This window comes from Microbacterium sp. 2216-1, assembly GCF_046507855.1.
GTDB lineage: Bacteria > Actinomycetota > Actinomycetes > Actinomycetales > Microbacteriaceae > Microbacterium > Microbacterium esteraromaticum_C.
Map to the genome: position 1 here is coordinate 370,137 of NZ_JBKFTM010000001.1, position 26,846 is coordinate 396,982.

A 26,846-nucleotide genomic window follows, 5' to 3' on the forward strand; every position below is an offset into this window, starting at 1 on the left:
ACAGCTCAGGGACCGCGTCCCTAAATACATAGATTTTTCTAACTAGGAGAACTAGTGCTCGACGCAACTACATTCGATGAGCTTCGAATCGGCCTGGCCACCGCTGAAGACATTCGCGGCTGGTCCTACGGTGAGGTCAAGAAGCCCGAGACGATCAACTACCGCACGCTGAAGCCCGAGAAGGACGGGCTCTTCGGCGAGCAGATCTTCGGCCCCTCCCGCGACTGGGAGTGCGGCTGTGGCAAGTACAAGCGTGTCCGCTTCAAGGGCATCGTCTGCGAGCGCTGCGGCGTGGAGGTCACCAAGAGCTCCGTCCGTCGCGAGCGCATGGGTCACATCGAGCTGGCCGCCCCCGTGACGCACATCTGGTACTTCAAGGGTGTGCCGTCGCGACTGGGCTACCTGCTCGACATGGCGCCGAAGGACCTCGAGAAGGTCATCTACTTCGCCGCGTACATGGTCATCTCGGTCGACGAGGACGCACGTCACCGCGACCTGGCCACGCAGGAGAACAACATCCGGCTCGAGCTGAAGACGCTCGGCGACCGCCGCGACGCGAAGATCTCCGAGCGCATGGCCAAGCTGGAAGAGGAGCTCGCGGCCCTTGAGGCCGAGGGTGCCAAGGCCGACGCGAAGAAGAAGGTCAAGGACGCCGCCGAGAAGGAGATGACCCTCACCCGCAAGGGTGCCGACGAGGCCATCGCCAAGCTCGAGCGCGTGTGGGAGGACTTCCGCACGCTCGAGGTCGGCGCGCTGCGCCCCGAGGACGACGTCTTCCACGAGCTGCAGGACCGCTTCGGTCAGTACTTCGAGGCCCACATGGGCGCCGAGGCGATCCAGCGCCGTCTGCAGAGCTTCGACCTGAAGGCCGAGGCGGAGAGCCTGCACCTGCAGATCTCTGAGGGCAAGGGTCAGCGCAAGATCCGTGCGATCAAGCGCCTGAAGGTCGTCAACTCGTTCCTCGAGACCGGCATGAGCCCGGCCGCGATGGTGCTCGACGTCGTTCCGGTGATCCCGCCGGAGCTGCGTCCGATGGTGCAGCTGGACGGTGGCCGCTTCGCGACCAGCGACCTGAACGACCTGTACCGCCGTGTGATCAACCGCAACAACCGTCTGCGTCGTCTGATCGACCTCGGTGCTCCCGAGATCATCGTCAACAACGAGAAGCGGATGCTGCAGGAGGCCGTCGACGCGCTGTTCGACAACGGCCGTCGTGGTCGCCCCGTCACCGGTACCGGCAACCGCGCCCTGAAGTCTCTCAGCGACATGCTGAAGGGTAAGCAGGGTCGTTTCCGTCAGAACCTGCTCGGTAAGCGTGTCGACTACTCGGGCCGTTCGGTCATTGTCGTCGGTCCGCAGCTGAAGCTGCACCAGTGTGGTCTGCCCAAGCAGATGGCCCTGGAGCTGTTCAAGCCGTTCGTGATCAAGCGTCTGATCGACCTGGGTCACTCGCAGAACATCAAGGCGGCCAAGCGTGCCGTCGAGCGCACCCGCGGCGAGGTCTGGGACGTTCTCGAAGAGATCATCCGCGAGCGCCCCGTGCTGCTGAACCGTGCACCCACGCTGCACCGTCTCGGCATCCAGGCGTTCGAGCCGCAGCTCGTCGAGGGTAAGGCCATCCAGCTGCACCCGCTCGTCTGCGCGGCCTTCAACGCCGACTTCGACGGTGACCAGATGGCTGTGCACCTGCCGCTGTCGGTCGAGGCGCAGGCCGAGGCCCGCGTGCTGATGCTCGCCTCGAACAACATCCTCAAGCCGTCGGACGGCCGTCCGGTGACCCTGCCTTCGCAGGACATGATCATCGGTCTGCACCACCTGACCACGGTCAAGGAGGGCGCAGCCGGTGAGGGCCGTGCGTTCGGCTCGGTCTCCGAGGCGATCCTGGCCCGCGACGAGGGCACGCTCGACCTGCAGGCCAAGGCGCGCATCCGCATCCCCGGTCTCACCTTCCTCGAGGGTGAGGCTCCCGAGGGCTACGAACGTCACGGCCTCGTCGACGCTTCGCTCGGTCAGGCGATCTTCAACGGCGCGCTTCCGAAGGGCTACCCCTTCGTGCGCGGCGTCGCCGACAAGGGCAAGCTGTCGCAGATCGTGAACAAGCTGGCCGAGGAGTACCCGAAGGTCGAGACGGCCGCCACGCTGGACCGCATCAAGGATGCCGGTTTCCACTGGGCGACCCGCTCGGGCGTCACGGTCGCGCTGAGCGACATCCTCACCCCGCCGAACAAGGCCGAGATCGTTGCGACCTACGAGAAGCAGGCCGCGAAGGTCCAGTCGCAGTACGACAAGGGTCTGACCACCGATGCTGAGCGCCGCCAGGAGCTCATCAAGATCTGGACCGAGGCGACCGACGAGGTGCAGGCCGCGATGCGCGCGCACTTCCCGGACGACAACACCATCAACCGCATGGTGACCTCGGGTGCTCGTGGTAACTGGCTGCAGATCCGCAACATCGCGGGTATGCGTGGTCTGGTGAACAACCCCAAGGGTGAGATCATCCCGCGTCCGATCATCTCCTCGTACCGCGAGGGTCTGTCGGTGGCGGAGTACTTCATCGCGACGCACGGTACCCGTAAGGGTCTGGCCGACACCGCTCTGCGTACCGCCGACTCGGGTTACCTGACCCGTCGTCTGGTGGACGTGTCGCAGGACGTCATCATCCGCGAGCAGGACTGTGGCACGTCGAAGGGCCTCGCCCTGCCGATCGCCGCACCGAACTCGCAGGGTGTTCTGGTCCGCGACCCGAACGTAGAGAACTCGGTGTTCGCTCGCACGCTGGCATCCGCTGTGGTCAACGAGGCCGGCGAGGTCGTCGCCGAGGCCGGCGACGACGTGGGCGACGTGCTCATCGACAAGCTGGTCGAGGCCGGTATCGAGACCATCAAGGTGCGCTCGGTGCTGACCTGTGACTCGGCCGTCGGTGTCTGCGCGCAGTGCTATGGCCGTTCGCTCGCGACCGGTAAGACGGTCGACATCGGTGAGGCCGTCGGCATCATCGCGGCGCAGTCGATCGGTGAGCCCGGTACCCAGCTGACGATGCGTACGTTCCACACCGGTGGTTCGGCATCGGCTGATGACATCACCCAGGGTCTGCCCCGTGTGCAGGAGCTCTTCGAGGCTCGTACGCCCAAGGGTGCCTCTCCGATCGCTGAGGCCGACGGCCGCATCACGATCGAAGAGAACGACAAGGGCAAGAAGGTCATCCTCACGCCCGACAACGGTGACGAAGAAGTGGTCTACCCGGTGCTGAAGCGTGCGACGCTTCTCGTCGAGGACGGCCAGCACGTCGAGGTCGGTCAGCCCCTGCAGGTCGGAACGCTCGACCCCAAGGAGGTCATGCGCGTCATGGGTGCCCGCGAGGTGCAGCGTTACCTCGTCAACGGCGTCCAGGGTGTGTACCGCTCGCAGGGTGTGCCGATCCACGACAAGCACATCGAGGTCATCGTGCGCCAGATGCTGCGTAAGGTCACCGTGGTCGACCACGGCGACACCACGCTGCTGCCGGGTGAGATGGTCGACCTGAAGCGCTACCAGACGATCAACCGCGAGGCCGTGACCGGTGGTCAGCGCCCCGCATCGGGTCGTCCCGAGCTGATGGGTATCACGAAGGCGTCGCTCGCGACCGAATCGTGGCTGTCGGCCGCATCGTTCCAGGAGACGACCCGCGTGCTCACGCAGGCCGCCATGGAGGGCAAGAGCGACCCGCTGATCGGTCTCAAGGAGAACGTCATCATCGGTAAGCTCATCCCCGCCGGAACCGGTCTGCGTCGCTACCGTGACATCACGGTCGAGGCAACGGAAGAGGCCAAGAGCGAGCGCTACCCGAACCGGATCTTCGCATCCGACGGTGCGTACGCCGACGGTGACTTCGGTTACGTCGACTTCGACGCGTTCTCGACGGACGACATCACGCCCGGCTCGTACAACTGAGTCAGTGAGTGTCGGTGAGGCCCCGGGTTCTTCGGAACCCGGGGCCTCGCCCCGTTTTCGGGGTGTGTGGCTGCGCGTGAGAGCCGCACGGGGCGCTTGCGTCATCGAGAACAGGACGGATGCCGAGAACAGGCTGATTCTGCGGAATTGAGCCTGTTCTCGTGAACGAGCCTGTTCTGGGTGACGGTTCCGGCCCCGGGGCGGCGCTTCCGGGCCCGATGCTGCATGTCGCCGGCTCGCGATAGTCTCACGGAATGAGCGAGACACAGCGACGGGCGGTCGTGATCGGTGACGCCCTGATCGACGAGATCCGGGATGCCGGTGGTGTGCGCGAACTGGTCGGCGGTGCTGCGCTGAATGTGGCCGTGGGGCTGCGGCGGCTGGGCGTCCCGACGACGCTGATCGCGATGGTCGGCGATGATGAACCGGGCGAGCACATCCGTGAGTACCTGCGTGATCACGGTGTGGAGCTCATCGCCAGCCCGGCGCCGCGGGGGTCATCCCGCGCTGTGGTCACGTGGTCGCCGAGCGGCGAACCCCAGTACGCGTTCAACGAGGCCGCGCAGCGGCGTAGCATCCGATACGGTGTCGACGCGCGCGCGGCGCTGTCCGCAGCCGACGTCGTGGCGATCAGTTGCTTTCCCTTCGACGTGCCGTCTGAGGTCGACGCGCTCGTCGACGCGCTTGGCGATTCTCGTGTCACGGTCGATCCGAATCCGCGTGCGGGCATGCTCAGCGACCGCGCGGAGTTCGTGCGCGGCTTCGAGCGCCTTGCGGCGACGGCCGACCTGGTCAAGGTGGGCGGCGACGACGTCGAGTTGCTCTACGAAGGCGATCTTGACGCTCTGCGCGCTCGCTTGCGTGCGATGGGGGCGGGTGCGGTGCTGGCGACGGCGGGAGCGGCCGGGGCGGTGCTGGAGTCGGATGCCGGTGTCTTCACGGCGCCGGTGGCGAGCCTGCCCGGTGCGATTGTCGACACGGTGGGCGCGGGTGATGCCACGCTCGCGGCCGTGGCTGCGGGGCTCGCCGACGGTGCGCCGATGTCGGATGCCGGGTGGCAGGAGCTACTGGACCGGGCCATGCAGATCGCGGCGGCGACGGTGCGTTCCGAGGGAGGACTGCTGCGCACGCCCGACGCTCTGGGCGACCCCGAGCGCGGTGTATTCGGTAGCTGACGGCTCGATTTCTTGAGACCGCCGCTGACCGGTATGCTTGATACTCGCGCCCCCGGTTGGCTGGAAAAGCCGGACGGGTGTGCACTGGCGAGTTACCCAAGCGGCCAAAGGGAGCTGACTGTAAATCAGCCTGCATTGCATTCGGGGGTTCGAATCCCTCACTCGCCACACACCTGACTGAGGGCCTCCGCATCGCGGGGGCCCTCAGTCGCTCACGGCGTCAGTCGTTCGCGGATGTTCAGCTCTTGCTGTCCGTCCGGGTGGCCTGCGGTCGTGCTGCCGCAGCTCGCGAGTCGTGGTCGGCGCTCGGCTGAGTGGGTGCGCTGCACGCGCATCCGCCGTTTCCGACCGTCTGGTTGTGCGCCTCCGAGCGCGAGCGATGGATCTCGATGCTGCCCATGGGTTCTCCGTCTCTGTCGGCGAGGGGTGCATCCACGATCTTAGGCACCGGCGTCCCGGCGTCCAGGTGTCCGCGTCGCTGAGAAACCACGTCCCGTGTGAGAAACCACGTGCCAGGTGGTGTTTCGAACGGGAAGTGGTTTCTCGCCGGCGTGAGAAGCGTGAGAAGCGTGAGAGTCGCGAGAGGCGGGCGCGCGGGGGCGGAGGGTAGGGCTGGTACTGGGGTGCGTTGTCGGCCACACTGAGTGCCATGGGATCAGCGTTGACCACCATCGGATTACCCGTCGCCCTCGGGATCATCATGCTCGGCCTCGGGCTGAGCCTCACGCCCGCCGACTTCGCGCGCGTTCTCAAACAGCCGAAAGCGGTGGTCGTCGCGCTGGCGTGCCAGCTGCTGCTGTTGCCGGTCATCTGCTTCGGGCTGGTGCTGGCGTTCCAGCTGCCGCCCGTGCTGGCGGTGGGCATGATGATGCTCGCGGCGAGCCCTGGCGGCACCACCGCGAATCTCTACAGCCACCTGTTCCGGGGTGATGTCGCGCTGAACATCTCGCTGACGGCGGTCAACTCGGTGATCGCGGTGATCACGCTGCCGGTGATCACCAACTTCGCGATCTGGTACTTCGAGCCGTTCGATGATCAGCTGGGGTTGCAGTGGTCGAAGGCGCTGGAGGTGTTCGCGATCGTGCTGCTGCCGGTGGCGGCGGGAATGCTGATCCGCCGGTTCTGGCCGCGCTTCGCACAGGGCATGGACAAGCCGGTGCGCATCGCGAGCGTGATCATCCTGGTCGTTGTCATCGCCGGCGCCGTCGCGTCGAACTGGCAGCTGCTGGTCGACAATTTCGCCCGCCTCGCGCTGATCACGGTGCTGTTCTGCGTCATCAGTCTCGCAGTCGGCTACTGGGTGCCGCGGATGCTGAAGATCGGCACCCGCCAGGCGATCGCGTCGTCGTTCGAGATCGGCATCCACAACGCCACGCTCGCGATCGTGATCGCGCAGTCGGTGCTCGGCTCGATGGAGCTGAGCTTGCCGGCAGCGGTCTATGGCGTGCTGATGTTCTTCGTGGCGTTCGGGTTCGGCTTCCTGATCCGTGAGAAGCGGCCCGTAACGGAGCCGGTGCCGGAGGCGGCTTCATAGACTGGTTCGATGCGACCGCTGACCGAAGAACAGGTGCGTGCGGCGATCCGCAACGCGGATGCCGACGAGATCGCTGAGATCGGGATGCCCCATGACTTCCTCCTCACCGATTGGGACTACCTGGATTTCCTCGCCTGGCGGGACCCCGAGTCCAGCCGGCGCGGCATCGTGATCGTCGAGCGGGATGGCCTCGCGCAGGGGATCGTGCTGCGTGCCACCGACCCGGCGCGGGTGCGTTCAGGTATGTGCAACATCTGCCGGTCGTTGCAGCCGGGTAATCAGGTGGCGCTGCTCACTGCGCGCCGTGCCGGTGCGAAGGGGCGACGTGGCGATAGCGCGGGCACCTACATCTGCGCAGACCTGTCGTGCCACGAGAACGTGCGCCTGGCGCATCCGCTGGCTCCGAATGAGGTGCGGGCTTCGGGCCAGGCCGATCGGCGGCTCGACGGAACCCGGCATCGCATGGAGGACTTCGTCGCCCGCGTCCTCGCCGATGATTGAACTTGAGTCCCGGGTAGGCTGAGACTCCGTCCTGCGTATCGAAGGAGATCCATGAGCGACCCGATCCTGTTCACCGTCGACGATGGCCTTGCCCGTCTCACGCTGAACCGTCCCGCCAGCCTGAACGCGTTCGACGCCGATCTGGCCATGGCGTGGCGCGATGTCACCGCCGAGGCGGTCGGCCGCGACGACGTGCGGGCGATCCTGCTCGATGCCGCCGGCCGCGCGTTCTGCGCCGGCGGAGACGTGGTCGCGATGGCCACCACCATGGGCAGCGGAGCTGACATCACCTCGCTCGCACATGTGATCAATGAGGGCATCCTCTCGTTGACGCAGTCGGCGATCCCGGTGGTCGCCGCCGCGCACGGCACCACCGCGGGCGGTGGCCTGGGCATCCTGATGTGCAGTGACTACGCCGTCGTCGGCGCGAGCTCGAAGATCGGCAGCCTGTACGCGAACATCGGTCTCACACCCGACCTGTCGGTCTCGGCGCAGCTCGCGCGCGCCGTCGGCGAGCGCCGCGCGCTGCAACTGGTGCTGCAAGATCGCCTGCTGAGCGCCGAGGAGGCCGTGGAATGGGGGCTTGTCGCCGAAGCCGTCGCGGCGGCCGATGCTGATGCAGAGGCGGATGCCGTTCGCGCGCGTGCCGAGCAGATCGCCCGATTCTGGCTGACCGGAGCTGCCGGCGCATACGGACAGGCGAAGCGTCTGGTGCGCTCGCAGCCGTCGCGCTCGTTCGCAGAGCAGCTCGCCGAGGAGGCGCGTTCGATCGGTGCGGCGTTCGAGACGGCGGATGCCAAGGCTCGCGTCGCCGGGTTCGCTGCGTCGCGCGCGGGCGGTCGCTGAGACGTTGTCCACAGGCCCCCGCGGGACGTGGGCGCACGTGGGAGGATGAGACCCGACACCGCCGGGAGGTTCTCATGACAGACGTCACGCCCCGTGCCGACGAACAGCAGCCGATGAACTCGAAGCTGTTGCGCGGCGCCATCTGGATCGCGATCGGGGCGCTGATCGCATCAGCGCTGGTGTGCGTCGTGTGGGTGCTGATCGGTAATCAGGACGGCATCATCGCGCGTGCGTTCCTGACGATCCTGTTGCTGGCGCTGTTCGCGGGCGTCGCGATCGCGGAGTCGCACCTGGCGGAGCGACGGCCGGAGTGGTTGGCGTTGGCGAGCATGGTGACGTGGATCGTCGCGCTGCTGGTCGGATCGGTGAAGATCTGGATGCCCGAGCCGTCCCCGATGTTCGGGTGGATGAGTGAGCGGCTGTTCCAGTTCGTGTTGGTGATCGGCATCATGCAGCTCGCGTTGGTGCACGTGCGTCTGTTCCTGAAGGCGTCGCAGCGGTACGTCACCACGTTCACCCGGGTGATCGTGATCGTCACGTTCGTGATGCTCGGTGCGCTGGTGGCGATGCTGGTGTTCTACCTCACCTTCCCCGAGGTGTTCGACTATCGCGACATCTACTGGCGCATCGTGATCGCGCTGGCGATCCTGGCGGCTGTGGGCACGACGCTGATCCCGCTGCTGAACGCGTTGTTCGCACCGCGCCGGCGTCCGCGTCCGATGCCCTCGGGGCCGATGCCGACGTCGTTCGAGCCCGCGATCGCGCGCACGCCCGTAGCGCACCACCCGGCGACGCCGCCGGTGCCCACGGAACCGCTGAGCGCGTGGCCGACGTATTCGGACGGACGCACCCCGCTGCCCGTGATGCCCGACGGATCGCCCGACTGGGGCGCGTACTACACGGGATACCCGACGCCTGTGCCCCCGTCAGCCCAGGTGGCCTACTACGCTCCGCGGGCGAGCGATGCGCCGGCGTACCCCGTGTACTCGGAGGGCGCTGCGCCCGCGTCACAGGCGCCCGACGCGGTTGCGGCACCACCTGCGCCGCCCGCGCCTCCCGTCCCGCCGGCTCCGGGAGCAGGTCAGTGACCGCGGTGCAGGTCGGTGAGCTCGTCGCCGACATCGCCCGCGAAGCCGGCGACCTCGCCAAGCGCCGGCGCGCCGAGGGCGTCTCGCTGGCCGCGACGAAGTCGACGCTGGCCGATATCGTGACCGAAGCTGACCGCGAGGTCGAGCAGCTCATCCGCGATCGGATCCGCACTGAGCGTCCGGACGATGGCTTTCTGGGGGAGGAGACCGGCGCTGAGCGCGGAGCCAGCGGGCTGACCTGGGTCGTCGATCCCATCGACGGCACCGTCAACTACGCCTACGGCATCCCCACGTACTCGGTCAGCATCGCCGTCGTCGAGGGTGAGCCGAACCCCGAGAGCTGGCAGGGGGTGGCGGCCGCCGTGTGCGCCCCCGGCCTCGGCGAGCTGTTCACAGCTGCGCGCGGCGAGGGGGCCTGGCTCGACGGCGTCCGACTTTCCGTCACGACCGAGACGCCCGCCGGAGCCCTGCTGGCGACCGGCTTCGGGTACGACCCGGCCACGCACGACGGTGACCTGGCGATGGTGCGGCAGGTGATGCCGATCGCGCGCGACCTGCGCCGGATGGGGTCGGCCGCGATCGATCTGGCCTACGTCGCGGCCGGACGCCTGGACGGTTTCTTCGAGCGCGGTCTGAACCCGTGGGACTTCGCGGCCGGTGCGATCCTGGTGCACGAAGCAGGCGGTCTCGTCAGCAGGCTGGAGCTCGATGCGCCCCGTCCGATGGTGATCGCGGGTGGCCCGGTGGTTCATGCCGAACTGCAGCGCTTGATCGGGGGCGCGCAGAACAACATGTGATTGAATTCGTATAGTTCATGGCTTTCCCAGCATGGAACATGTACGGTTTATCCGATCGTTACTTTCGCCGACCCGAGGCGAAGTGATCAAGTACCGGCTTGACTTCTACCCGAGAGATCTGATTTGCACCCTGAACGCTCCGAGGACGGCGCTGTGCCCACGCGTCGTGCCAATCGACTTCGCGCCGCCTCACAGGCGGGTTCAGCGGACTCGGCTACCCCGGACGCCGCACAGATCGTGACAGACGCAGCCGCTGCGGCCGAGAAAGTCGCGACCGCCGTGTCGACGGCCGCAACCAGTCGCCGCGCACGACGTCTGGCGGCCTCCGGCACGCCGACCGCGCAACCGATGACCGCTCCCGCTGAGGTCGTTGCCAGCCCCACGCAGTCCGCTCCCGTCGAGTCGGTCACCGTTGTTCCTGAACCGATTTCTCTAGCGCGTCCGATCTTCGAAGAGGCGGTTCCCACCGGAACGGCCCCCGTCGCGGTCGAGTCCGCTCCTCAGGCCACCACCGCAGCCGTTGCGGCGCCCGTCGTCGCGTCCGACGATGTTGCCTCGGATGTCGACGCGTTCGCGGCGGCATCCGAGATGTTCGGCTTTGTGACTATCGAGGACGACACCGAGGCAGTCTCAGAGGCTGAGGCCGAGGCGTCGTCTGAGTCGACCGTTCCCGTCGCGGACGAGCCGGTTGTCGAGGGCGCAGCGCCGCTGCACATGGTGAAGCCACGCCCACGGCGGATGCTTCGACGCGTCGTCGCAGCGGGAGCCAGCTTCGGTGTGATGGGCGTTGCTGGATTGATCGCCGTCTCGATGACGCTTCCGGTCAGTGCCGTGGCTGCGTCGCAGGGAGCGGATGCTCGCACATCGACCTCGCTGGCCACAGCCGGTGATCAGGCGAGTCAGCAGGTCGCGGACGGTGAGATCCAGGCGTTCGTCGCCTCGTCGGACGTCGAGGGCGACGCTCTCGCGCGGTCGGATGACTTCTCCAGCGTGTCGCTCAGTCAGGTGGCCGCAGAAGAGGGCATCAAGTTCTCGGAGAGTCTGTACACGAACGATCCCGATGCGGCGATCCAGTGGCCGTTCATCGTCGGTGTAGCGATGAGCTCGCCGTACGGGCCGCGCTGGGGTCGTCTGCACGCGGGTATCGACCTCGTGCCCGGCAACGGTGCTCCGATCCAGGCGATCGCCGATGGTGTCGTGCGCACGGCGACCGAGGCGGGTGGCGCGTACGGAGTGAACGTCTACATCGATCACGTCATCGATGGTCAGGTCATCACGAGCCACTACGCGCACATGCAGTACGGCTCGTTGCAGGTTCAGTCCGGCCAGAAGGTCAAGGTCGGCGACATCATCGGCAAGGTCGGCAACACCGGTCGGTCGTACGGTGCGCACCTGCATTTCGAGATCATCATCAACGGTTCGCAGATCGATCCGCTGCCGTGGATGCGCGAAAATGCGGGTCGATACGAGTACTGATTCGCTCGATTTCGCGAGATGCACCGAGAGGTGATAATCTCATCTGGTTGCCCCGCGAGGGGCAGCACGCCCCGATAGCTCAGTGGCAGAGCACTTCCATGGTAAGGAAGGGGTCGTCAGTTCAATCCTGACTCGGGGCTCGTACCGTCTGCACTTTGGTTCGGGCGATTGCGGCGGAGTAGCTCAGATGGTGAGAGCGCACGACTCATAATCGTGAGGTCGCGGGTTCGAGTCCCGCCTCCGCTACAGAAACAAAACCCTCGGCAAACCGCCGGGGGTTTTCTCGTCCCCGGCCTCCGGCCCGGGCCGGGGTTATAGGCCGCACTCGCGCGCGGCCCCCGCGCCCGATCCTGCACCTTCGTTGGAGGGTGCACAGGGACCCCGGGTAGGCTTCTCAGGTGACAGGTACGCGTGCCGAGGCGGCATACATCCGCTCTCTTGCAGCGTTCAGAACCCCGACCCTGGGGCTGCTGCACGGTCGCCACGCGCCGTTCGTCGTCTCAGCGTTGACGACGCTGTTCTCAGCGGATCGCCCCGCGGTGCCGATCGCCGACGCGCACGCCGAGGTCGCTGCGGCGCTCGACGACCTGCGCGCGGCGGGCTACGACGACGATGACAGGCGCATTCCGGCGGGCGCGGGGCGTGAGGTGTGCCGCACGTGGGCCAAGCAGGGCTGGCTGGTGCAGCAGATCGATGACGACGTCGAGGTGTACCGACTCTCGGCGCACGCGGTCGAGGCGCTCGAGATCACCGGGCGCACCGGCGCTGGGCGCACGCGCGTGTCGAACTCGCGGGTGCGCACGCTGCTCGAGACGGTCGAGCGACTGTCGGACAGCGCCGAGGCTGACCCGATCAAGCGCATCGTGCGACTGACGGCCGAGCGTGATGCCCTCGACGCCGAGATCCTGCGCGTGCAGGCCGAGGGCACGGTGGACGTCGACGACGAGGAACTGCATGAGCAGGCCGAGAACGTGCTGCACCTGGCGCGTGAGCTGCCCGCCGATTTCACCCGTGTCGCGGAATCGCTGAAGCAGATGCAGCGTGATGTCGTGGCGCACCTGCGGCGCGACGAGCGTCCCACGGGGGAGGTGCTGCGCGAATACCTGCAGCGCGCCCGCGACGTGATGCAGTCGACTCCCGAAGGGCGGGCCTTCGCGGGGGCCCTGCGCCTGATCGGCGACCCCGAGCGCATTGACGCGCTCAACGAGCAGCTGCACACGCTGCTCGCGCAGCCGTTCGCCCGCCACATGGATTCCGCGCAGCGCACCGAGTTCGACGCCATCGGCCGCCGTGTCGAGCTGGGTGTCGAAGAGGTTCTGGCCGCGCAGCGGCGGGCATCCCACGTCATCACCGGCCAGGTGAAGACCCACGACCCGCTGCGTGACCGCCAGATCGACGATCTGCTGCGCGACGTCATCTCTGGGTTGCACGACTGGGCCAGGACGGCTCCGGCCACGGCTCCGGTCGATCCGGTGCGCAGCCTGCCGCTGATCGACCTCGGTCGGCTGAGGCAGAGCGTGGGAGACGTGCGTCCGCCGGGCGCTCCGGCTCCGCTGGCGGATGCTGACGACGTCGAGTACGTCGAGGGCGACTCGCGTTCGTGGGGCGGGCCGCGCTACGACGAGCTGGAGGCGTATGTCGCCGGGCTCGGCGACGTGTTCGATCTGGGTGAGGCCTTCGCCGGCGCTCCGGACGACACCCGCCGGCCGGTCGACCTCGTCGGCTTGCTGGAGATCGCGCACCGCAACGGCATGACCGAGGGTGACCAGGTGTCGACCGTCGAGACGCTGCGTCCCGACGGCACGACGAGGCGGTTCGCATTCGCGTCGGTCACGGCCCACGCACTGAAGGAGGACGACGATGACTGACACGACGACCGTTTCCGACACCGACGGGCGCGTCGACGCGCCCGCGCAGACGACGTCGGATGCTGACATGCGCGCCGTATCGGATGCTGACGTACGCGATCCGTTCGTCACCCCCGTCGCGATGGAGGACGACCTCGTCGAGCACTTCCCGGGGGATCGCGGCACGCTTGATCCCGAGGTGCGCCGGGTTTTGGCGCAGGTGCTGCAGAAGCGGTTCCTGAGTGCTGAGGGCAACCGTGCCGAGTGGGCGCTGCTGCTCGAGCACCAGCAGATCATCGAGTCGCGTCTGCACGATCTCTACCTGCGTCTCGTGGTTGATCCGGGTCGCGGATTGGCCTACAAGCAGCAGGTGCGCTCTGACGAGTTCGAGGTACCGATTCTGCTGAAGGACCTGCCGTACAACCGCACCGAGACGCTGGTGCTGGTGCACCTGCGCACGGTCTTCCAGCGTGAGACGGCTGCCGGGGAGTCCGCTCCGCGTATCGACATCGAAGACGTCGAGCAGACCGTGCTCAGCTACCTCACCGACGCCGACGGCAGCACGGCGCGGCAGCAGCGGGCGATCCGCGCGGCGCTCGACCGGCTCGACCGCGAGGGCGTCGTCGACGAGGAGACCACCGGACGCTACCGGATCAGCTCGCTCGTCGAGGTCGTGCTCAGCGCCGAGAAGCTCGCCGAGCTGCGCGCCTGGCTGCGCGCCCAGCAGGCCCAGCCCCAGCAGACCCAAACCCAGCAGGCCCAGCCCCAGCCCCAGAACGTGCAGCCGGAGGCCGCCCTGTGACGATGCTCGACACTCTCTTCGGTCTCATCCCTGCGCAGTCGCGCGGTCAGCAGTGGGTCGCCGAGGACCTGCAGTTGGTGAACTGGGGCGGTTACGATGGCGGCCCGCATCGGGTGCGTTTCTCGCCGAACGCGACGATGCTCTGCGGTGGTTCCGGCTCGGGCAAATCCACGTTGATGGACGCCTACATCGCTCTGATGATGCCGCACACCACGCCGTTCAACGGTGCGTCCAATGGTGGCATCACCGGGCGTCCTCGCGGTGAGGAGCAGCGCAACATCCTGTCGTACGGACGCGGCAAGATCGACGAGTCCCGCACCGATGAGGGCACGAAGCTGCGGGTGCTGCGCGGTGACGGTGAAGACACCTGGACTGCCATTGCCATGACCTGGGCCGACCATGACGGGTCGCGGTTCACCGCCGTGCGGGCCTGGTACATCCCCGCCGGCGCACGCATTCTCGAGGACACCGTGCGGGTGCGCGCGACGTGCGAGGGGCGCTTTGATCTCGCCGAACTCGAATCCGCCGCCGCACAGCGGTTGACGGACGCGTCGTTGCGTGAGCGCGGCCTCGAACCGGTCGGAACAGACCGGGAGTTCACGGCGCGCCTGCACACGGTGCTCGGCATCGGCGCCGCGGGGTCGGGTGGCAAGGCGATGAGCCTGCTGGCGCGCATCCAGGCCGGTCAGCAGATCACGACGGTCGATGACCTGTACAAGCGTCTCGTGCTCGAAGAGCCTGAGACGATGGCGACGGCAGATGCTGTCGTGGCCCACTTCGATGAGCTCGAGGGCACGCGCACGAGCATGATCACCGCGCGGCAGCAGGTGAGCGCGCTGGAGCCGATCGCGGGCATCCGTGAACGCATCACGGGCGCGGCCGAGCGGGTGCGTCTGATCGACGAGGTCGGTGACCTTGATGAGCCGTCGTCGCGCGCGGCGCTGTGGCGGGCGCAGCGGCGTCTGGATCTGCTGCGCGAGGTCGAGTCCGAGCTGGGGGAGCGCAAGAGGGCGCTCGATCTCAGCATCCGAGAGAAGCACGCGCTTGTCGACGGTGCCGAGGCGGAGCGCGATGGCCTGCTCGACCTGCTTCGTCAGTCGGGCGGTGACCGTCTGGAGACCGCCCAGCGTGAGTTGCGCGGGGTCGAGCGTCGCCTGGCCGATGTGCGGCGCGAGCGTGATCGCGTCGACGCGGCGCTGCGCGCACTCGGCGTGCAGGCCGAGACATCAGAGCAGTTCGCCGAGGTGGCCGCGCAGGCACGCGCCGCGCAGGCCGACGGTGGGCGCCGGGCGGCGCGGGCGGCGTTCGCCGATGCCGAGACGGCGCGGCGCGCGCTCGTGCGCGAACGCGAGCAGATGGATGTCGAGCGCGAGGGCGCCGGGCAGCTGCGCGGCAGCATCCCGTCGGCTCTGCATGAGGCGCGGATGCTGCTGGCCGAGGCTGCCGGGCTCGATGCCGATGAGCTGCTGTTCGTCGGCGAGCTCATCGAGGTGCGCACCGAGTTCGAGCCGTGGCGCGAGGCGTTCAACCTCGCCCTCGGTGGTTTCGCGACCACGCTGCTGATCGACAGTGAAAACCTGCCGGCGTTCCGCGCGGCGATTGACGAGCTGCGCAGCCCGGTGCGGCTGCGCTACGAGGGGGTTACGGCGGGCATCGCAGAGTCGAAGCCGGCATCCGATCGCACGCTTCCGGGGCGGCTCGAGCACCGGGCGACGCCCTTCACGGGGTGGCTGCAGCAGCGGCTTGAGGAGCGGTTCGACTTCGTGTGCGTCGACTCGTCGGCGCAGCTCGGCGAGCACCGGATGGCGCTGACCATCACGGGGCAGATGTCGCAGGGCAGCCGGGGTGCACACGGCGGTCACGGCCGTGAGAACGTGCTGGGTTTCTCGAACGAGCGCCGACTGCGCGATCTTGACGAGCTCGTTGCCGGTGCCGACGCCCGGCTCGCGGCGGCCACCGAGACGGCCGAGGCCGCCGAGGCGGCGCTGGATGCCATCGAGAACCGGTTGAAGGCGTTCGCGTTGATCGAGGACGTCACCTGGAAGCAGATCGACGTGGCGTCGTTGGAGGCCGAGCGCGAGCGCTGGGCTTCCGTCGAGGCCGAGGTGACAGATGCGAGCCCCGAGGTGGGGCAGTTGAAGGAACGCGCCGAGGGGCTGCGCGTGACGGCATCCGAGCTGCGTTCTCAGATCGGCGCCCTCGTCGCCGAGCGCGACCGCGTCGAGGCGCAGTGGGGCGAGGTGACCGACGATGTCGACGATTGTCAGCGCATCGTGGATGCCGGTTCGGACGCAGAACTTGTGCTCGATGCCACACAGGCGGCGTTCCTCGATGAGCGGTTCCTGCTCGGGGGAGACGCCGACGCCGGCAGCGCTTCGGACCGGCTGGCACGGCTGGATCTGGCGCTGAAGACCGCTGCGGCGCGGCTGACGGCGGATCGCCGCGCGGCACTCGACGGGCATGACGAGCAGCGTGAGCGGATGCGTCAGCTGATGGTGTCGTTCCTGGAACGCTGGCCGAACCTGAACCTGCTGCCTGACCCCGACGAATCGGTCGACGAATTCGTGCGGATTCTTGAGGCGCTGCGCACCAGCGGCCTGCATGAGCTCGAGAGCGAATGGCGCGACAGCCTGCTGCGCCTGTCGGGCAACGACCTGACCAGCCTGGATTCGACGCTGAGCCGGTCGGTGCGCGAGATCAGGGACCGCATCGAGCCGATCAACCGCATCATGCAAGAACTGCCGTTCTACGACGACGACCACCGACTGCAGATCACACCGCGTGAGAACCAGTCCGAGGCGCGCAAGCGCTTCCGTCGTGACCTGCGCGAGGTGCGCGGACTGATCGAGACGGCGTCGACCGACGAGGAACGTGAGAACGCCTACCGGCGGATGAGCCGTCTGATCGCCAAGATGCGGCGCTCGGCGCCCGACTTCGCCGAGCTGATCGACGTGCGCAATCACGTGCGGGTCAGCGCCGAGCGGGTTCGGGCCGACACTCGCGAGCACGTCGCGCTGTACGACCACATCGGTGAGAAGTCGGGTGGTGAGTCGCAGGAGCTGGTGGCGTTCATCGTCGGGGCCGCGTTGCGCTACCAGCTCGGGGATGCTGGGGCCGAGCGTCCGCGCTATGCGCCGGTGTTCATGGACGAGGCGCTGATCAAGGCCGATGCCCACTTCACGCGACGGGCGATCGGTGCTTGGCGGGGACTGGGCTTCCAACTGGTGATCGGCGCGCCGAACGACAAGTACAGTGCGATCGAGCCGCACGTCGATGCCGAGTACACGATCCTCAAAGACACTCGCGGACGCTCGTGGGCCAAGCCCAAGGTGGCCGTGGCCTGATCGGGGTTCGGGCCTGTGCCAGCCTCAAACCGTGTGGGAAATCCCAGACCATTCGGGTTGTGTACGGCGTGTCCCGCACCGACACGCCGACCGGCAGGCGGGTGGTCTGTGATTTCCCACCGGGTCGGTCAGCACCAATGCAGGGCCGGCGTTCAGCATCCGCGTGTGGGAACTCGTGCGTGCGCGGGAACGCGCGGTTTAGGCTGGTTCGGTGCGCATCCGCCTCGACATCGCCTATGACGGCACCCACTTCCGCGGCTGGGCGACCCAGCCCGGCATGCGCACGGTGCAGGGCACGCTGGAGGCGGCCCTGGCGCGCATCGTCGGTTCCGAGGCGCGGCTCGTGGTCGCCGGGCGGACGGATGCCGGAGTGCACGCCTCTGACCAAGTGGCGCACGTGGACCTCGATGAGACGCAGTGGGCGCGCGTGCGTACGCGACACGGGCAGGCAGCATCCGATCCTGCCGGGTCTCTGGCGCGTCGCATCCGCGGTGTCCTCGGCAACTATCCCGACGTCACGGTGACGCGCACGAGCCTCGCGCCCGAAGGCTTCGACGCGCGCTTCTCGGCGGTCTGGCGGCGCTACCGCTACCGCCTCGCCGACAATCGGGTCGGATACGACCCGATGCGGCGCAACGACACGACGACGCTGCGTGCCGATCTCGACGAGAAGCGGATGGATGCTGCCGCTCAGACCCTCATCGGACTCCACGACTTCGCGGCGTACTGCAAACCGCGCGAGGAGGCCACGACGATCCGCACACTGCTGGACTACCGCTGGCACCGCGACGTCGAGGGCGTGCTCATCGCCGAGGTGAAGGCCGACGCGTTCTGCCACAGCATGGTGCGCGCGCTGGTGGGCGCCTGTGCCGCCGTGGGGGAGGGGCGCCTCGAGGTCGCCGACGTCGCCCGGCTGCGCGACGAGCTCACCCGCACGAGCGCGTTCAAGGTGCTGCCGGCGCGCGGGCTGACGCTGGCAGAGGTCGGGTATCCGGCCGATGAACTGCTGGCAACCCGGGCCGAGCAGACTCGTGCGCGGCGTGACCGCGAGCACGACGACAACGCACCACGCGACGGCGGTACGTTTGACGCATGAGGGTCATCTCGTACAACCTGCGCAAGCACCGCGCGGCGCGTGAGCTCGCCGATCTGGTCAGCGCGCACGACCCCGACATCCTGTGCCTGCAGGAGTGCGACACGCAGGACCTTCCCGAGAGCATCGGCGGGCTCTCGCTGGTCGAGGCGACCAGCGGCAACCGGCTGGGGCTCGCGATGTACCTGCGCCGCAACACGTTCCGCGTCGAGTCGGTGCGCACGATCGGGCTGAAGAAGTCGCTGCACGACATGGTGCTCAAACCCGCGCACGAGCGGGTGCTGGGGGCGCGGCTGCTCGATATCGACACCGGCCGCGGTGTGATCGTGGCGTCGTTCCACGCCGCGCCGCTGACCGCGCTGAACTCGCTGCGGCGCAATCAGATCCGTGCGGCGCTCGGCGAACTGCAGGCGCTCGGCCCCGACCTGCCCGTGCTGATGGTGGGGGATTACAACTACCCGGTGTTCAAAGAGAACCTCGGGCAGACCGTGCGCGAACACGGATACATGCTCACCCTCAGTGACGACCACACGTACACGCGGTACCGGGTGTTCCGCGGGCACTACGACTTCGCGACCTCGGTGGGCATAGACATTTCGAAGATCACGACGCTGCCCCAAGGCACCAGCGACCACCGGCCGATTCTGGTCACGGCTGAGACGGCGTAGGCGGCGGAGCCCGGGCTGTGCCGCCGACGCCGCACGGTTGGTTGCGTGCATCGGATGCTGTAAGCTAACCCTTTGGTGCCTGCATCCGACTCGCTCGGGTGTCCGGCACGACGAACGTGAGCCCTCCACTGGCGCGTGTTTCGCTGAGGCGAAACCCACCCCGGAGTGGGATTCACGAACCTCTCCGTTCGAATCTATGAAAGCAGCACTATCGTGACGCGCACTTACACCCCGAAGGCCGGGCAGGTCCAGCGTGACTGGATCGTCATCGACGCCACCGACGTCGTTCTCGGCCGCCTGGCTTCGCACGCAGCAGCAATCCTGCGTGGCAAGCACAAGCCGACCTTCGCTCCCCACGTCGACACCGGCGACTTCGTCGTCATCGTCAACGCCGACAAGGTCGCCCTCACGGGTCAGAAGCTCCAGAAGAAGATGGCTTACCGTCACTCGGGTTACCCGGGCGGCCTGAAGTCTGTCTCGTACGCCGAGCTGCTCGAGAAGAACCCGGTTCGCGCCGTGGAGAAGGCCGTCCGCGGCATGCTCCCGAAGAACACCCTGGGCCGTGAGCAGCTGTCGAAGCTGAAGGTGTACGCCGGTGCCGAGCACCCGCACGCCGCTCAGCAGCCCACGCCGTACACCCTCGACCAGGTCGCCCAGTAAGCGCCGTAAAGACTAAGGACATACTCGTGGCTGACATCCAGGAAACCACTGACTTCCCGCAGAACTTCTCCACCTCGACCCCTGAGGCCGAGACGGTGGAGTCGGCTCCTCGCCCCGTTCTCTCGGTTCCCGGCGCTGCCGTGGGCCGTCGCAAGCAGGCCATCGCCCGCGTGCGCCTGGTTCCCGGCTCGGGCACCATCACGGTCAACGGCCGTACGCTCGAGGACTACTTCCCGAACAAGCTGCACCAGCAGTTGATCAACGACCCGTTCACGGTGCTGAACCTCACGGGTGCGTACGATGTCATCGCGCGCATCTCGGGTGGCGGCGACTCGGGCCAGGCCGGCGCTCTGCGTCTCGGCATCGCTCGCGCGCTGAACAACATCGACGCCGAGAACAACCGCCCGACCCTGAAGAAGGCCGGCTTCCTCTCGCGCGACGCTCGCGTCATCGAGCGCAAGAAGGCCGGTCTCAAGAAGGCCCGTAAGGCTCCTCAGTACTCGAAGCGCTGATCCGCTCAGTTCCTTCCATGGCACTGTTCGGTACAGATGGCGTGCGGGGGCTGGCCAACGGCCCCCTCACCGCCGAACTCGCGCTCACCCTGGCCCAGGCGACTGCTGTCGTCCTGGGCCAGGGCCGTATTGCCGAGGCGCGTCGTGTCGCCGGCAAGCGGCTCACCGCTGTGGTCGCTCGCGACCCGCGGATCTCCGGTCACTTCCTCAGCGCCGCGGTCGAGGCGGGTCTCGCGTCGTCGGGTGTGGATGTGCTGGATGCTGGCACCCTGCCGACCCCGGCAGCGGCCTTTCTGATCTCTGACATCGACGCCGACTTCGGCGTGATGATCTCGGCGTCGCACAACCCGGCGCCCGACAACGGCATCAAGATCTTCGCTCGTGGTGGTGTGAAGCTGCCCGACGAGGTCGAGCAGCGCATCGAGCACACGATGCAAGCCGGCACCAAACTGCAGCCGACGGGCGCGGATGTCGGGCGCGTGAGCCGCTTCTCCGACGCAGAAGACCGCTACGTCATGCACCTGCTGGCGTCGCTGCCGCATCGCCTTGATGGCCTGCACGTCGTGCTCGACTGCGCCAACGGCGCAGCTTCCGGGGCATCCCCTGAGGTGTTCCGCAACGCGGGCGCCAAGGTGACTGTCATCGGGGCCGACCCCGACGGGCTCAACATCAACGACGGCGTGGGCTCGACCCACCTCGACAAGCTGGCCGCCGAGGTCGTGCGCGTCGGCGCCGACGTGGGCATCGCCCACGATGGCGACGCCGACCGCTGCCTGGCGGTGGATGCTGACGGCACCATCGTCGACGGCGATCAGATCATGGCGATCCTCGCGGTGGCGATGAAGAGCCGCGGCAAGCTCGTTGACGACACCCTGGTCGCGACGGTGATGAGCAACCTCGGGCTGCACATCGCCATGCGCGAGAACGGCATCACGGTGCGCAAGACCGCTGTCGGTGACCGGTACGTGCTCGAAGACATGAACGCCGGCGGCTACTCGCTCGGCGGCGAACAGTCGGGCCACGTCATCATGAGCGACTTCGCCACCACCGGCGACGGACTGCTCACGGGTCTGCACCTGGTCGCCGAGATGGCCCGTCAGAAGAAGACGCTGGCCGAGCTCGCATCGATCATGACGGTGTACCCGCAGGTGATGATCAACGTCACGGGTGTCGACAAGGATGCCGTATCCGATCACCTCGGCGTGCAAGAGGCGGTCAAGTCGGTCGAGGCCAGCCTCGGCGAGTCGGGCCGCGTGCTGCTGCGCAAGTCGGGCACCGAGCCGCTCGTGCGTGTGATGGTCGAGGCGGCGGATGCGGAAACCGCGAATGCCCACGCCGCATCACTCGCCGATGTCGTGCGCAAGCACCTGACGCTCTGAGATCACGCGTTGAAGAAGGCGGTCACCGTTGGTGGCCGCCTTCGTTCGTTGTCTCGGATGCGGGATGCTGATCGTCGTGTCCTTCCCGTGGGCGAGTGCGATACTGAGACGTTGAGGGGCTCCGCGGGGAAGGGGAACGCAATGGTGCTTCGTCGTACTGCCGTTGTCGATGCCCTCGGCCGCGCCTGGGCGAACCTCTGGCGTTGGACGTTGTTCGCCATCGCCACGTTGCTGGCTGTGTACTTCTTGCTCGACCGGGGGCTCGCAGACGGGGCCACCACCGCGATCGCGCTCGCGGTGATCGTCATCGGGGTGGTGCTCACCCCCCGGCATCCGATGATCCTGCCTCTGCTGGCCATTCCCGGTGCGTTCGTGACTGCCCGCGTGAGCATCGGCGTCGGCGATCTCACCGTCTCTGACCTGGCGATCGCTCTCGGCTTCGTCATCGTCGTGCTGCTGTCGCGTCGGGATTTCAGTCCGACCATGCGCGCGATGCTGTGGCTGAACGCGGTCTACCAGTTCGCCACACTGTTCACCGTCATCGTGAACCCGTATCCACAGAACACGGTCGAGTGGTTCCACGCGTGGATGCTGATCAGCGGAGCCCTGTTGCTCGGTTGGGGGATCGGCCGGGCAGGACTCATGCGTACCGGGCTCATCCTGATCGTCGCCACTGGCCTCGTGGTTGCGCTCGGAACGATCGCCACCGGCGCCATCGTGTTCGTCACCGAGGGAGTGCGGCCAATCTACCCCCGGTGGCCGTGGCCGATGCACAAGAACTTCGCGGGCGCAGCGCTGGCGTTCGCGATCCTGGTCGTCTTCATCAAACCGCCACATGCCCACCTGCCTCGAAAGCTGACAGTCCCGTCTCTGTGGGTCATGCTCGCGGCATTGGCGCTGACGCAGTCCCGGCAAGCGGTGATCGGACTCATCGTCGGTATGTTGCTGTACGTGCTGCGTTCCGGTGCGGGACGGCACAAGCTACTGGTCGTACTTCTCGCTGTACCCGGTGCCGCACTCATCATCGACAGCGTGATCGGTCAGATCGAGTCGCAGAACAGGTTCAACTCGACGTATCAGCGCCTGGAATGGATGCGTGAGGTCTACGCGCTCTGGAAGCACGAGCCGATCTTCGGCCATGGACTGCGCTACTGGTACGTGCATCCGACGGCGAACTTCCAGCCGCCACAGGCAGAACTCGAAGTCGTCGCATCGGCAGGGCTCGTCGGTCTCGCGGGTTTCGGCGTCATGTGGCTTGGCATCCTGATCGTGCTGTGGAAGTTCTGGACCGCGCACCCTTCCTTCGGAGCCCTCGCGTTCGCCGTCGTGATCTCACGTCTGGTGACCGCTCAGTTCGACCTGTTCTGGGTTGCCGCGCAGGTGTCGATCCCGTTCCTGATCGCCGGAATCTGCCTGGGGGGCCACGTGTGGTGGCGTGAGCAGAATCCGAATACGTGGGAACAACCACTCGGCGGTCGTCGCGCGCAGTCTTCTAAGATCGAGACCCAGGGGAAGATGGGGGTGGCATGGAACTCCGCGACTATGCGAACGCGCTGAAGCGACACTGGCTCGGCATCGTGCTGATGACGATATTCGGGCTGGCGGCAGGGTACGGCTGGGCCGCGCTGCAGACACCGGTGTACCAGGCCGATGCGAGCGGTGTGGTCACGGTCGCTACGGATCCTGATCCCGAGATGCAGCTCATTCCGGGAGCGAACGACTCCATCGCGAAGTCGCGCGTGCCGACGTTCGTCGAGATGGCGACCTGGCGCAATGTCGCAGAGAAGGCAGCTGACGCGCTGGGACTCGACGTGGCGCCAGAGCAACTTGTGCGGCGTATCACTGTCGATAACCCGGATGGCACACCCATCATCAAGATCACCGCCGAAGGCCCGACGGCAGAGGGCGCACGCGACCTTGCTGAGGCCTGGGTCGTCGGACTCGCTGCGACGATCGACGAGCGCGAGGGGGTCGAAGAGCTGGGGTCGGCGCTGATCACCGTCGAACTGGCTGAGTCGGCGGCGCTGCCGTCGGCGCCATCGTTCCCCGACGAGCGCATGGCACTGATGGTCGGGGGCGTGCTCGGCCTGGGCATGGGGATCGCGTTCGCCCTCGTGCGTGCAGTCTCGGATCGCCGTGTTCGTGCCCGCGATGACGTGGAAGCGCGTCTGGGATTGGCCGTCGTCGGCACGTTGCCCGCCGCTGGCGAGGTGCAGGACGGGCAGCGACTTCTGGCTGGCGATCAGACGGGAACGAAGTCGAGCTATGCGATGCGCGAGGCGCTGCGCGTGCTGCGGACGAATCTGCAGTTCATGAACGTCGATGATCCGCCGCGAGTGATCGTCGTGAGCAGCGCCTTGCCCGGCGAGGGCAAGTCGACCGTTTCGGCCAACCTGGCTGCCACACTCGCCGCCAACGGTGTGCCCGTCGTGCTCGTCGACGGTGATCTGCGGCGTCCCACGGTCGCCAAGACAACCGGGGTGTCGGGAACTGCCGGGCTCACGGATGTGCTCGCGGGGCGGGCGAAGCTCGTGGACGTCTTGCAGAGTTCGCCGCATGAACCGAACCTGAACGTGCTCGTCGCCGGCACCATCCCACCGAACCCGAGCGAGGTGCTTGGGTCGGCGAAGATGAAAGCCACGCTTGACGAACTCGCCGAGTACGCGACGGTGATCGTCGACGCGCCGCCGTTGCTCGCCGTCACCGACGGCGCTGTGCTTGCGCACCAGGCCGACGGCGCGTTGATCGTCGTCTCGGTGGGAAAGACCACCTACGATCTGGTGGAGAAGGCGCAGGATGCCCTGACCAAGGTGCACGGTCGACTGCTCGGCGTGGTGCTCAACCGGGCCCCGCTGACGGGCTCGGAGTCGTCTGTCTACACGTACGAGTACGCGTCAGGGACGGGGCACAAGAAGCGTGGATGGCCGTCGAAGCCGAGCACGTCGAAGCAGAGCAGCTTGTCGTCCGTAGCGCAAGAAGACGACGATCCGCTACCGGAGCCCGCCCCTGCGCCGAAACCGTCCCGCCCACGGCCCGCCAAGAAGAGCTCGGCCCCGGAACCCGCGAGCGAGGACGCCGCCGACGCCGAGGACTTCGACGAGCTGTTGCGCGGCGCGGCGGTCGAGGCCCCTGTGCGCCGCAAGCAGCGCAGCTCGAAGAATGGCTGATAGTGCCGCGCATCGCATCGCGCTGATTACGTCGTCCTTCGCCCCGCATGTTGGCGGCGTCGAAGAGCACGTCGCGCAGGTCGCACGCGAGTTGACCGCGCGCGGACACGTCGTCGAGGTCTGGACCGTCGATCGAGGAGCGGCCCCGCAGCATCCGTTGCTCGGTGCGGACGGTGTCGAGATAGCCGTGCGATACCTGCCCACGCCTCTTCCCGCGCGTTCGCTTCCCGCAATGCTGCGATTCGCAGGGCGCTGGCCGGCTGCCTGGGCGGCCTGGCGCCGCGCGCACCGGCGCCTGCGTCCGGATCTGCTGCACGTGCACTGCTTCGGCCCGAACGGTATCTACGCGGAGGCGCTTCACCGTCAGCGCCACACTCCGCTCATCATCACCTCGCACGGAGAGACGATGGGCGACGACAACGGCGTCTACGAGAGATCAGCGTTGCTACGGGCGGGTCTGCGCCGCGCCATCGTCTCGGCGCAGACGGTCACCGCTCCCAGCGAGTACGTGCTTGATGACCTTCGGGCACGGTACGGCCTGCACTCCGGCGTCGTCGTGCCGAACGGAGTGGATCTCGCGGTCCGGCAGGGGGACACCCCGGACGAAGGGGACTACCTGTTCGCCGTCGGGCGCCTCGGGTACGTCAAAGGCTTCGATCTGCTCATCGAGGCATTCGCGCGGCTGCAGCACGAAGGCGTTCGGCTTGTGATCGGCGGTGATGGACCCGAGCGCGATGCGCTGCAGAAGCAGTCCGAAGCGGCAGGGCTCGCGGAGCGCGTGTCGTTCGTCGGTCAGCTCGCGTCCGAGCAGGTCGACGCCTATATGCGCGGCGCCGTCGCCGTGGTCGTTCCCTCGCGTTCCGAAGCCTTCGGCATCGTCGCATTGGAGGCCTGGCGTGCGGGGGCGCCGCTGGTGATGACCAGCCGCGGTGGCGCTGCCGAGTTCGTGCGTGACGGTGAGGACGGCGTTCTCGTCGACCCGACCGACGTCGAGGCGTTGAGCGAAGCGCTCGCACAGGTGGGGAACGATCCGAAGCTCGCCGACCGACTGCGGGCGAACGGGCCGGCGCGGGTGCGCGACTTCACCTGGCCTGCTGTGGTTTCGCAGTACCTGCGGTTGTACGACCAACTGCCAACGGAGCCCTCCCGATGAGATACGAAGGTGCAGTGCGACGACGCATGCGCCAGGCGCGTCGGCTGGGGGCAGCGGCGCTGCAACCCCGCGCCTGGGGCGCGCCGGTCGTGCCGACGTACTGGTGGGATGGCCACCCGAACTTCGGAGATGCCCTCACTCCGTGGCTGCTACCGAAATACGGGATCGTGCCGCTGTACCGTGAGCCGCGCCATGCGCGCCTGATCGGCGTCGGCAGCTTGCTGGAGTTCTGCGCAGAAGACTACGACGGAGCCGTCTGGGGCACGGGGCTGATGACCGATGTCGAACGGCGGATGCCCAACGTGCAGGTGCTCGCCGTGCGCGGCCCGCTGACCGCGGAACGTATCGATGTGTCGGGGGTGGCATACGGTGATCCGGGTCTACTGGTCTCCCGTCACGTCGCCCGACCCGCGCGCCGCGCCGCCATCGCAGTGGTGCCGCACGGACATCACCGCTCTCATGCCGGTCTGACCGCGTTGCTGAAGAGCGAGCCGGGGCGCGTGCGCGATGTGAACGTGCACCGTGAGGCGGCGCCGACTGTGCGCGAGATCGTCATGTGCGAGACCGTGCTCACGACGTCGTTGCACGGGCTGATCACCGCCGACGCGTACGGCATCCCCGCGGTGTGGACCGCTCTCGAACCGGCGCTCACCGGCGGCACCTTCAAGTTCCACGACTACGAGGCAGCCGTCACTCCCGGACGCACCCGCTACGTCGACTTCGACGACCTGCGCACCCTGGACGACGTGCAGCGCTTTGCGTGGGCGGCCGATGCGTCACGTGTGGCGGAGCTGTTGCGAGGACTGGAAGCGTCGCTCGCCGGCCTGACACACGCTGGCCCCCGCTTTCCGCTCGGGGTGCGCGGCGCGTAGGC

Annotated in this window: 20 protein-coding genes and 3 tRNA genes; all 23 read left to right on the forward strand. The window is 67.3% G+C overall.

The features are described 5' to 3' along the window. Positions 1-54: 54 nt before the first annotated feature. Positions 55-3,930 carry a DNA-directed RNA polymerase subunit beta' gene (gene rpoC, locus ACLD0U_RS01690; protein ID WP_179409028.1) on the forward strand — a complete coding sequence of 1,292 codons (3,876 nt, stop codon included), beginning with the start codon at positions 55-57 and terminating at the stop codon, positions 3,928-3,930. A gap of 254 nt (positions 3,931-4,184) precedes the next feature. Continuing rightward, entirely contained in the window at positions 4,185-5,105 is a 921-nt protein-coding gene (locus ACLD0U_RS01695) for a carbohydrate kinase family protein (protein WP_410339640.1), read from the forward strand. A gap of 86 nt (positions 5,106-5,191) precedes the next feature. Further along, a tRNA-Tyr gene (locus ACLD0U_RS01700) sits at positions 5,192-5,273 on the forward strand. Between the two features lie 481 nt (positions 5,274-5,754). After that, the gene (locus ACLD0U_RS01705; protein ID WP_410339641.1) at positions 5,755-6,639 is read left to right on the forward strand and encodes a bile acid:sodium symporter family protein; all 885 of its coding nucleotides are present in this window, start codon (positions 5,755-5,757) and stop codon (positions 6,637-6,639) included. 9 nt (positions 6,640-6,648) lie between these two features. Beyond that, positions 6,649-7,140 carry an FBP domain-containing protein gene (locus tag ACLD0U_RS01710; RefSeq protein WP_410339642.1) on the forward strand — a complete coding sequence of 164 codons (492 nt, stop codon included), beginning with the start codon at positions 6,649-6,651 and terminating at the stop codon, positions 7,138-7,140. A gap of 51 nt (positions 7,141-7,191) precedes the next feature. Further along, on the forward strand, positions 7,192-7,986 hold the full coding sequence (locus ACLD0U_RS01715; RefSeq protein WP_224817293.1) for an enoyl-CoA hydratase/isomerase family protein: 795 nt from the start codon (positions 7,192-7,194) through the stop codon (positions 7,984-7,986). Positions 7,987-8,060: 74 nt separating this feature from the next. After that, positions 8,061-9,074, forward strand: coding sequence for a hypothetical protein (locus ACLD0U_RS01720; RefSeq protein ID WP_206550450.1), 1,014 nt, complete (start codon positions 8,061-8,063; stop codon positions 9,072-9,074). Further along, entirely contained in the window at positions 9,071-9,871 is an 801-nt protein-coding gene (locus ACLD0U_RS01725) for an inositol monophosphatase family protein (protein ID WP_410339643.1), read from the forward strand. Before ACLD0U_RS01720 ends, ACLD0U_RS01725 begins: the two co-directional genes overlap by 4 nt. A 237-nt stretch (positions 9,872-10,108) precedes the next feature. Further along, a complete protein-coding gene (locus tag ACLD0U_RS01730; protein ID WP_307858859.1) occupies positions 10,109-11,347 on the forward strand; it encodes a M23 family metallopeptidase in 1,239 nt (412 codons plus the stop codon). A gap of 68 nt (positions 11,348-11,415) precedes the next feature. Next, positions 11,416-11,487 (forward strand) — tRNA-Thr (locus ACLD0U_RS01735). Between the two features lie 32 nt (positions 11,488-11,519). Then, a tRNA-Met gene (locus ACLD0U_RS01740) sits at positions 11,520-11,593 on the forward strand. Between the two features lie 152 nt (positions 11,594-11,745). Then, positions 11,746-13,215 carry a DUF3375 domain-containing protein gene (locus tag ACLD0U_RS01745; RefSeq protein ID WP_410339644.1) on the forward strand — a complete coding sequence of 490 codons (1,470 nt, stop codon included), beginning with the start codon at positions 11,746-11,748 and terminating at the stop codon, positions 13,213-13,215. Next, the gene (locus tag ACLD0U_RS01750; protein WP_410339645.1) at positions 13,208-13,996 is read left to right on the forward strand and encodes a DUF4194 domain-containing protein; all 789 of its coding nucleotides are present in this window, start codon (positions 13,208-13,210) and stop codon (positions 13,994-13,996) included. The genes ACLD0U_RS01745 and ACLD0U_RS01750 overlap by 8 nt, the downstream gene beginning before the upstream one ends. Next, positions 13,993-17,340 (forward strand): ATP-binding protein, encoded by a 3,348-nt coding sequence (locus ACLD0U_RS01755; protein WP_410339646.1) that lies wholly within the window; start codon positions 13,993-13,995, stop codon positions 17,338-17,340. Before ACLD0U_RS01750 ends, ACLD0U_RS01755 begins: the two co-directional genes overlap by 4 nt. Positions 17,341-17,551: 211 nt before the next feature. Continuing rightward, positions 17,552-18,436 carry a tRNA pseudouridine(38-40) synthase TruA gene (truA, locus tag ACLD0U_RS01760; RefSeq protein ID WP_410339647.1) on the forward strand — a complete coding sequence of 295 codons (885 nt, stop codon included), beginning with the start codon at positions 17,552-17,554 and terminating at the stop codon, positions 18,434-18,436. Continuing rightward, entirely contained in the window at positions 18,433-19,101 is a 669-nt protein-coding gene (locus tag ACLD0U_RS01765) for an endonuclease/exonuclease/phosphatase family protein (protein ID WP_224817300.1), read from the forward strand. Before truA ends, ACLD0U_RS01765 begins: the two co-directional genes overlap by 4 nt. A 213-nt stretch (positions 19,102-19,314) precedes the next feature. Further along, positions 19,315-19,761, forward strand: coding sequence for a 50S ribosomal protein L13 (gene rplM, locus ACLD0U_RS01770; RefSeq protein WP_179409016.1), 447 nt, complete (start codon positions 19,315-19,317; stop codon positions 19,759-19,761). Between the two features lie 26 nt (positions 19,762-19,787). Next, positions 19,788-20,273, forward strand: a complete 486-nt coding sequence (gene rpsI, locus ACLD0U_RS01775; RefSeq protein ID WP_179409015.1) for a 30S ribosomal protein S9 — start codon at positions 19,788-19,790, stop codon at positions 20,271-20,273. 17 nt (positions 20,274-20,290) lie between these two features. Then, positions 20,291-21,652, forward strand: coding sequence for a phosphoglucosamine mutase (gene glmM / locus ACLD0U_RS01780; protein ID WP_224817301.1), 1,362 nt, complete (start codon positions 20,291-20,293; stop codon positions 21,650-21,652). A gap of 141 nt (positions 21,653-21,793) precedes the next feature. Further along, positions 21,794-23,209, forward strand: coding sequence for an O-antigen ligase family protein (locus tag ACLD0U_RS01785; protein WP_410339648.1), 1,416 nt, complete (start codon positions 21,794-21,796; stop codon positions 23,207-23,209). After that, a complete protein-coding gene (locus ACLD0U_RS01790; protein WP_410339649.1) occupies positions 23,179-24,819 on the forward strand; it encodes a polysaccharide biosynthesis tyrosine autokinase in 1,641 nt (546 codons plus the stop codon). The genes ACLD0U_RS01785 and ACLD0U_RS01790 overlap by 31 nt, the downstream gene beginning before the upstream one ends. Continuing rightward, positions 24,812-25,972, forward strand: a complete 1,161-nt coding sequence (locus tag ACLD0U_RS01795; RefSeq protein WP_410339650.1) for a glycosyltransferase family 4 protein — start codon at positions 24,812-24,814, stop codon at positions 25,970-25,972. The genes ACLD0U_RS01790 and ACLD0U_RS01795 overlap by 8 nt, the downstream gene beginning before the upstream one ends. Positions 25,973-25,986: 14 nt before the next feature. Next, a complete protein-coding gene (locus ACLD0U_RS01800) occupies positions 25,987-26,844 on the forward strand; it encodes a hypothetical protein (RefSeq protein WP_410339651.1) in 858 nt (285 codons plus the stop codon). Positions 26,845-26,846 lie beyond the last annotated feature (2 nt).

Bases quoted from the DNA above. Each gene is read 5' to 3' on its own strand.
- ACLD0U_RS01695 (WP_410339640.1), top strand. From the start codon at position 4,185: ATGAGCGAGACACAGCGACGGGCGGTCGTGATCGGTGACGCCCTGATC.
- ACLD0U_RS01705 (WP_410339641.1), top strand. From the start codon at position 5,755: ATGGGATCAGCGTTGACCACCATCGGATTACCCGTCGCCCTCGGGATC.
- ACLD0U_RS01710 (WP_410339642.1), top strand. From the start codon at position 6,649: ATGCGACCGCTGACCGAAGAACAGGTGCGTGCGGCGATCCGCAACGCG.
- ACLD0U_RS01715 (WP_224817293.1), top strand. From the start codon at position 7,192: ATGAGCGACCCGATCCTGTTCACCGTCGACGATGGCCTTGCCCGTCTC.
- ACLD0U_RS01720 (WP_206550450.1), top strand. From the start codon at position 8,061: ATGACAGACGTCACGCCCCGTGCCGACGAACAGCAGCCGATGAACTCG.
- ACLD0U_RS01750 (WP_410339645.1), top strand. From the start codon at position 13,208: ATGACTGACACGACGACCGTTTCCGACACCGACGGGCGCGTCGACGCG.
- ACLD0U_RS01765 (WP_224817300.1), top strand. From the start codon at position 18,433: ATGAGGGTCATCTCGTACAACCTGCGCAAGCACCGCGCGGCGCGTGAG.
- glmM (WP_224817301.1), top strand. From the start codon at position 20,291: ATGGCACTGTTCGGTACAGATGGCGTGCGGGGGCTGGCCAACGGCCCC.
- ACLD0U_RS01785 (WP_410339648.1), top strand. From the start codon at position 21,794: ATGGTGCTTCGTCGTACTGCCGTTGTCGATGCCCTCGGCCGCGCCTGG.
- ACLD0U_RS01790 (WP_410339649.1), top strand. From the start codon at position 23,179: ATGGAACTCCGCGACTATGCGAACGCGCTGAAGCGACACTGGCTCGGC.
- ACLD0U_RS01795 (WP_410339650.1), top strand. From the start codon at position 24,812: ATGGCTGATAGTGCCGCGCATCGCATCGCGCTGATTACGTCGTCCTTC.